This is a genomic window from Microcoleus sp. Pol12B3, from assembly GCF_036701355.1.
Classification (GTDB): Bacteria; Cyanobacteriota; Cyanobacteriia; order Cyanobacteriales; family Microcoleaceae; genus Microcoleus.
In genome coordinates this window covers 1-6995 of the sequence record NZ_JAUBQS010000117.1, presented here as the reverse complement: position 1 = coordinate 6995, position 6995 = coordinate 1, and the positions used below count along the sequence as shown (strand labels likewise).

The following is a 6995-nucleotide window of genomic DNA, read 5'->3' as shown; positions in this document are numbered from 1 at the left end:
TGAGGACGACCAGACATTGTAATTCTCTCCTTTACTTTTTACACAAGTCTATCACATCTTTAAAAAAATGGTATTAGAAGCCAGCATTCAAGAGAAAGGGTGTCGGGACCCTTTGGTGGTTTGGGCTGAGGAAAAAATTCTCATCGACGGTCACAACCGCTATGCTATTTGTACGGCGCACGGCATCCCCTACCAAACTGTAGAGATGTCTTTCGACAGCCCTAACACCGTCAAAGTTTGGATGCTCCTCAATCAACTGGGCCGTCGCAATCTCACGTCTGAGTCAGTCAGCTATTTGCGCGGCACTTGGTACGAACTCACCAAACAGTCCCGCGGCGGAGACAGAAAATCAAGTGGTCATTTTGACCACTTGAAAACAGAGACAAAGTTGGGGGCACAGTTCAAGGCATCCCCAAAAACAATTCGCAGAGACGCTCAGTTTGCTAAAGCAGTAGACACCCTGAGTTCCATTGGAGGAGAGGATATGAAGTGGAAAATACTGAATCGCTCTGCGGGGATGACCAAGAAGCAGGTCATCGCTTTGGCGATTGATGCTCGCAGCCGTCCGGCTAAGGTTGCCAAAACTTTACAGGGGCGCGACCAAAAAGTAAAGCCTGAAGGTGAACCTACCATCGCTCATCACCTGACGCTCAAAATTGGTTCCTTGGTGGAAGTGTACGCGCCCGATCGCGAAGATGTTAACGGCAGGTTAGGCCGCATTCAGTCAGTGGGCGAGAAAACCGCCACTGTGTGGATGCGACACATCCCCACCGTTACTATGCAGTCATACACCTTCAAGCACTCGGCTCTCACTGCTGTACCGCTAGACAATCAACCCGGACTTCAAGAAATTTGCGATCGCACTGACCGACTTCACAAATTAGGAAATCTAGATCCGTTTGAAGTCGAAATTCTGAACTTGTTAGAAAGAACAACGGCTCTTACTCCCACCGAATTGCAGTATTTAGAACAGATTGAGAACAGACACAAGCTTGATTGAGTGCCTCACAACTATTCTTCCTTTTGAGAACAGCAATAACTTCGGAAATTTTAGTTGATTCACTTGACAGTTCAAACACTGAGTCAATCAATTTTTGTTGAGCTGCTAATTGTTGCAGTGAATAACAAGCTATTGCTCGCACTCGCTCTGGAGACTTGCTAGCATTTTTGGCAGCAAACGGCCCCCAGAAAGCACTCAGCACAATCTTAATCTGTTCCGATATTGGGTATGTTTGACTCAAACAGTAATCCCAAACCATCTCATCGAATGGGTCGTTTAGTGCAACTAAAACACCCGATATTTGCGACTGTACTTGCTTCTGATTGGGGTCCGATAACGGCTGATTGTTCAAAGTGGCCATCATAGATTTCTCCTGTTAAGCTAACTTATTTACATCCCATTCTCGATTTTAGTATTTGCCATCAAGGAACAAACTTTCGTTCTTGAGGGGAGCGAATCCACAAAGTACAAAATCCTTTTTGTGCAGGTTTACCCTCTACTGTCAGCGTCACCCCCAATCGATTTATCTCAGTTTCACACAATTTTTTGTCACCTTTCTCGCTCAACAAAGCTTGATTCCAGCTCATAAGTTGGCGAGCATATTTCCCTTCATTGCTTGTTGCCCACTGAATTGTATCCGCGTTCTTGCGAGCAAACTGACCCTCTTTGCTCAGCCCCCATTCGAGCGCTACGGCTTGTTCTAAAGTGAGCTGGCGCGGCCCTTTTGGGTCGAGTTCAGGCGGTGGAATGAACCGGGGCACAGCTAACCCGATAAAAGCGCCGATCGCCATTGCCCCTAACACCACCCCGCTTCCAAAAATCACCGACCAAATATCGTGAGCAACTTTCTCTAAAGCTGCTTGTCGCACTAGAGTGTAAACTGAGTTGGAAATGTGGCGATGTTGCACCTTAACAGCCGCTTTTCCCTGCCGTTCTAAAAACTCCCTGCTTTCTTTTTCCCAATTTTCAGTAAGCTGGCGAACTTGTTCCAGTTCTTGAGAAATAACAGCTTGAGAATCTTTCAAATCACCTTGCCATTGAGATTGCCAATTCTTGAAAAACTGGTCAATCTCTTGTGGTTTTTTTTCTAACAGCAGTTCGAGTTGACCTGTAGCCAGCAATACGATAAAAAGCGGGTCATTTTTATTGAGACCGTATCGGTAAGCTGTCTGAATGACATGAGAGCGAAATTTGGAGTCTTTGCCCTTGAGTACCTGGCTGATTAGTGACTCAGTATCTCTCTCGTACATGGGAGGGGCAGATAAAGGATCTCTGTTCAGAGCTTCTCTTTCCCTCGAATCATCGTCTATGAGTTCCCAAAACTCCTCTTCATTTAGCTTACTCCCATTTGATTTCAACTTTTCTTCTACTGCATCTTCTGGGACTGTATCTGGAGAATCGGGCAAATTTTGCGAATTTTCAGCGGATTGTAGGGAATTATTTTTGGTATTATTAAGTCTGCCCTGTTCCCTTGGCGTTTCCAATATCTCGCCAAACTCTTCAGAGTCAACTTCGGAAAGTTCTTCTAAAAGTCGATCGGACATTCAACCTCCTACCTAAGCAAAATCCAAATCTTTATGCTGTTCTGCATCGCGCATCTTCTCTCCTGAGATTTTACAACCTGTTGCTAATTTTTTTGTTTGTTCTCTGTCTGTATTTCCTCATTTATTTTTCGTTCGTAGGGTCGATCGCTTCTTTTTTAGTGCGATTGGGCGCGTTGTTAAACAAACCTACATCTTCGATCAGACGAAAACAGTCTTCCAGAAAAGTATGCAATCGCTGCTGGCTAATCAAGAAAAATTCAGAGTGTTTCATTGCTTGAGAAAATGACAACCGCTTCGTATCAATAAACTTGCGCTCTCTTGCACTCAGAGCTGGCAAATCTACCACAGGAATTCGGTAATTATTAATGAGCTTGTTCATTTCCTTATGGCTTTGTACGTGCGACCAATCTTTGCAAACTCCAAAATTGCGGACAAAAATGTGATTGAGCTGACCTTCAAAGTAGTTGAAAGAGTCAATAAACATTTCAATGCTGTCCGTCGTACCCCCACAAATAAACCACTTGCATACATCAACTCCTGACTGCTGTTTAAAATCAGGAGAGGTTAAATTAGCTTCGTCAATCCATTTGTTGATAATGCTGTAAACCCGAGCGGGTAAATTGACAATCACAGGAGTTTCTACTGCAGTTTCAAAAATAATATCGATATCGAAAAACTTCTCTTCATCTTCAACTAAAGCTACGATTTTTGCATTGTGTTCAGGATAGCGCTGCTGCACGTCAGGATTTTGAAAATCACCATCAATTAACGTGTACAGCAGTTCATACTTCTGATTGAATTCAACCAGAATCCGAGTTAGCATCGACTTGCCAACGCCACCTTTCTCGCCGTCAACCAAGTGAATCATGTTAGTCATTTCATTCCTCCTTGCTGGATGTCTATTCAAGACTTAATAATTTTTAACTAAAGCTAGGCCCGACCATTGCCGGATCGAAACCAGCTAAGTTAAATGCGCTGTTTTCAAACTCAATTTCTCCCGCAAATTCCTCTGGTTCTTTTTCTTCGGGCAAACTTGCGGGATTTGAACTCTCAGGGGCAGTTAATTCCGTAGCAATATATGCACCTGAATTCGATAAGTGAGGGAAAGTAGCTAAAGGAATTAAACCCGAAGAAATACCAGGGGCAATTGCTCCTAACTCGGTACAGTTAAATCCCGCATCTCGGCAAACTTCATCTATCTGCCTGAGCAAAAAATTAATGCTTTCTCGCCTCAAATACTCTAACTCTGTACTAGAATGACTACCGCTATTGCGTAATGATGCTAACAGCCACCGCGCTTTGATTAGAGGTAAAATCGTTTCCTGGAAACTAAAAAAAGGATGATTTTGCAGGTAAGATAGCAAAATAGCGTCTTCGGAATCTGGCAAAACTTGACAGCGCCAGCAAAATTCCTTGTAACGTTTTCTAGGCATAATTCCTCACCTTCTTTCCAGCACCTCGGTAGGGCCCTCCCAATAAGAGAGCTGCATCTAAGTTTGCTTCTGATTCCTCTAATGAAGGTTCTGTATTGGACGACGACTCATCACTCAATTTATTAGAATCATCTAAGCAGCTCTCTTTGATACTTGAATCAGCCTGTTGTTGAGCGCAAATTTCACTGTTTGGTTCAGTAATATCTTCAGTGTTTTGTTCAGTGGGTTCCTCAATTTTTTGTTCAGCGGGTTCTTCAATTTTTGGTTCAGTAATATCTTCAGTCTTTTGTTCAGTAGATTCCTCAATTTTTTGTTCAGTAGATTGCTCGGATTTAGCGTGAGTAAATTGCTCAACTTTTAATTTAGTAGGTGGCTCGGATTTTGGCTTGGTAGATTGTTTAGATTTTGGCTTGATAGATTGTTCAGCACATTCTTTTACACTCTGTATATCAGTTGGAGGGAGTGGAGCATCTCCTGAAGTAGAAGTTGTATCTTCTGCCCTCTGAGAAGTTGCCGCAACAGAGATTTGCCTCAGTACCTCAAACTGAGATTTGAAGTAAGAAAATAGTCCGTAAACATCAGCTATGCGGCAACCTAAACCATCAGGGTCAAGTGTTTTTGGCACTGTTATACCTGCGTGCCAAGACAGCGAATAATGAGAAAACTGATTTCGCAGTTCTGGCTTCATATATTCAGAAGTACCCCCGCAAAATACAATTTCATCTAAATCGGGCGGCAGCACTTCATTAATCCAATGAGATAGCATTCGAGCGTAGTCGAAGCGAGACAGCTTGACTGCTTCAATCAATTGGTCAACTTCTCGATCTTTCGCTGTCTCCTCTCGATTCCGAGCAATTCGGTAAAAGTAAGGGCGGTTGTAGCTTACGCCCGCTTGAGCGATTGATAAAGCCAAACGGGAAGCATCGTAGTTAGAGGTTCGCTCTTGAACTAGATCCACCAACCTTACCATTCCTAAGTCTGAAGTTTTGCCCTTACCGACAGCACCGCGTGCCGAAACTATTACCGAAGCATTGCGAAATCCTACCATAACAAAGGCAGTTACCCGCTGCTTGAAGGCTGAACCTAAATTGCTGTTGTGGATCAAAGCAATGCCGCCACCTTCTTGCAAAGCTTGGGTTTTGTCCAGGGTGACGGAGAGCTTGCCGGTGGGTGTTTCAAATGAAGCAGAGTATTGACTTAATAGCTCAAAAAATTGCTTGGAGTCATTAAATTCGCCTGGGGGCAAGAAAACGGAGATCGCAGCGCTAAATTGATTGCCTAAATCTAACTTCCGCGACACTACCCACAAAGCTGCTAGAGCTTTGTACAAAGCGCTACTGTACTTCAGTCCCGCTAAACCGATGTGAGCATTGAATTGCGATGCTGCCAGGTAGCCAACGGCTCGGCATTCATTACCAATTGCCACCCAAGCAATATTTTCGGGAGATGCTGATGCGAGGTTGGGTTGTGTGAAACAATTGGCTATGTCTTGGCTCACTGGCCCCACCTGCGATTCCATTACAAAGGAGTTTGCTTTACTGTCTGCTTGCGAGCTTTGGCAGAAAACTCTAGTAGATAAGCCTCCAAAATCTATAGCCAGAATTGCATCTGGTATTGAGGATTTTTTCTTCATAAACGCTGGCTTTTATTACGTTATAAAATGATAGTATTGGCTTCAGTTTAAGTCTGACCTCACCAAATCCGGTGGTTTTGGATAATTAAAATAGCCCCCTCCAAATGGCGGGGGACAGGCTGCCTTGCAAGGAAAATATCTCGGTTTTTGCCGGTTGTTTTCCACTTCCTACAAAGAGCAACTATGTCAAGGTTAGGCTAAGATCAATACTCCGGACAGTTTTTGGAACGAGGCTACAAGCTTTACAGCGCAAGGAGCATAAATAAAGTCCAATTAAATGCAACTCAGGAGTGGAGCTGACATTGATTTAATTACTCACAGGGGCTGCGAAGTCCTACAGAATAAGCCATTGGGCCATATAAAAACTGTCCGGACTATTGTAAGATGAAAGGCGAAAGATGGATTTTGATAACTATCCTGTCTTCGTTTAACTCAAGCTGAGCGGGGAGTTCTGGAGCTTCAAAGAAATAAATTGGGTACGGTAATCTTCGGGCAGCTTGATTTGATGTTGCCGCTCGAAACTTTGCAACTCGGCTTCCGCAAGCGTTGGCCTCAGTTTGTATTGATGAGAATCTGCGCGTGTTCCGTGCAGATTTTTATCTTCTTGCTGCAAGGGTTGAAGCAGTTCTGCTAATTCTTTAATATTCTCTGATATTTTCAATTGCCGATTCCAGAGAGCACTCCATAATATCCCAGTCAATGGCATCATCGGGAAACAGGGATAATTGCCCCGGCGATACGTTGGACTGCCCGCGGTTGTGATAGGAAAGGTGACACGCGGTACACAGGGCGACTAAGTTTTCGAGGCGGTTGTCTTCGGGTATTCTGTTGCGGTGGTGTACGGTTAAAGTTACCTTCAAGCGTTCGGATTTGGTTAAGTTGCTTTGTTTGCCGGGTCGGAGACATTGCTGATGGCACTTTGCACAACGCCACCCCGCGTTTTCTTTCACCGAGAGCGCAATCTCTCGCCAATTGTTGGGGTATCTTTTGGGTTTTGCCATACATAATCGTAAAAGCTTATTACTGTCAATCCACCGTCGCAGTAAAGGTAAGCGAGGCTAGTTTTTCCCGCACAACCCCATCAATGATCGCCGGGAAGCCGCCGGGATCAACACCAAATTTTAGCCACATTGAGGTTTTTCTACACCTTTTGTCAATTTGGTGAGGGCATCAAAGTTTGCTGAACAATTATTTTCAGCTTTTTCCAGACTACCTCACCTTTAAAGCAGTTTCACCAGACTCTATTCTAATCCGGGTTGCTATTCCTCCTGTTTAGGAGGTTGAACGGGCATACTGGAATGAAACCCCCTAATACCATTTTTTTAAAGATGTGATAGACTTGTGTAAAAAGTAAAGGAGAGAATTACAATGTCTGGTCGTCCTCA

The 6995-nt window shown here is 44.0% G+C and carries 8 protein-coding genes; 1 reads left to right on the top strand and 7 read right to left on the bottom strand.

Annotation, left to right across the window (positions count from 1 at the left end):
* Positions 1-67: 67 nt before the first annotated feature.
* Positions 68-1000: a hypothetical protein gene (locus tag QUA53_RS28205; protein ID WP_333101073.1), complete on the top strand. Its 933-nt coding sequence runs from the start codon at positions 68-70 to the stop codon at positions 998-1000.
* On the opposite strand, the gene QUA53_RS28200 is transcribed toward QUA53_RS28205, so the two are convergent.
* From QUA53_RS28200 to QUA53_RS28170, 7 genes are all read right to left on the bottom strand, one after another.
* Positions 942-1364 carry a hypothetical protein gene (locus QUA53_RS28200; RefSeq protein WP_333101072.1) on the bottom strand — a complete coding sequence of 141 codons (423 nt, stop codon included), beginning with the start codon at positions 1362-1364 and terminating at the stop codon, positions 942-944. The genes QUA53_RS28205 and QUA53_RS28200 overlap by 59 nt on opposite strands.
* Before the next feature lie 58 nt (positions 1365-1422).
* On the bottom strand, positions 1423-2544 hold the full coding sequence (locus QUA53_RS28195) for a DUF6753 family protein (RefSeq protein ID WP_333101071.1): 1122 nt from the start codon (positions 2542-2544) through the stop codon (positions 1423-1425).
* A 121-nt stretch (positions 2545-2665) separates the two neighbouring features.
* Entirely contained in the window at positions 2666-3421 is a 756-nt protein-coding gene (locus QUA53_RS28190) for a mobilization protein MobD-like protein (protein WP_333101070.1), read from the bottom strand.
* Positions 3422-3464: 43 nt separating this feature from the next.
* Positions 3465-3977, bottom strand: a complete 513-nt coding sequence (locus QUA53_RS28185) for a hypothetical protein (RefSeq protein WP_333101068.1) — start codon at positions 3975-3977, stop codon at positions 3465-3467.
* Positions 3970-5610 (bottom strand): hypothetical protein, encoded by a 1641-nt coding sequence (locus tag QUA53_RS28180; RefSeq protein WP_333101067.1) that lies wholly within the window; start codon positions 5608-5610, stop codon positions 3970-3972. The genes QUA53_RS28185 and QUA53_RS28180 overlap by 8 nt, the downstream gene beginning before the upstream one ends.
* 427 nt (positions 5611-6037) lie before the next feature.
* A complete protein-coding gene (locus QUA53_RS28175) occupies positions 6038-6223 on the bottom strand; it encodes an SMI1/KNR4 family protein (protein WP_333101066.1) in 186 nt (61 codons plus the stop codon).
* Between the two features lie 25 nt (positions 6224-6248).
* Complete coding sequence (locus QUA53_RS28170; protein WP_333101065.1) at positions 6249-6611, bottom strand: HNH endonuclease; 363 nt, start codon at positions 6609-6611, stop codon at positions 6249-6251.
* Between the last annotated feature and the right edge of the window lie 384 nt (positions 6612-6995).

Coding starts and splice junctions, on each gene's coding strand:
- QUA53_RS28205 (WP_333101073.1), top strand. CDS start 68: ATGGTATTAGAAGCCAGCATTCAAGAGAAAGGGTGTCGGGACCCTTTG.
- QUA53_RS28200 (WP_333101072.1), bottom strand. CDS start 1,364: ATGATGGCCACTTTGAACAATCAGCCGTTATCGGACCCCAATCAGAAG.
- QUA53_RS28195 (WP_333101071.1), bottom strand. CDS start 2,544: ATGTCCGATCGACTTTTAGAAGAACTTTCCGAAGTTGACTCTGAAGAG.
- QUA53_RS28190 (WP_333101070.1), bottom strand. CDS start 3,421: ATGACTAACATGATTCACTTGGTTGACGGCGAGAAAGGTGGCGTTGGC.
- QUA53_RS28185 (WP_333101068.1), bottom strand. CDS start 3,977: ATGCCTAGAAAACGTTACAAGGAATTTTGCTGGCGCTGTCAAGTTTTG.
- QUA53_RS28180 (WP_333101067.1), bottom strand. CDS start 5,610: ATGAAGAAAAAATCCTCAATACCAGATGCAATTCTGGCTATAGATTTT.
- QUA53_RS28170 (WP_333101065.1), bottom strand. CDS start 6,611: ATGGCAAAACCCAAAAGATACCCCAACAATTGGCGAGAGATTGCGCTC.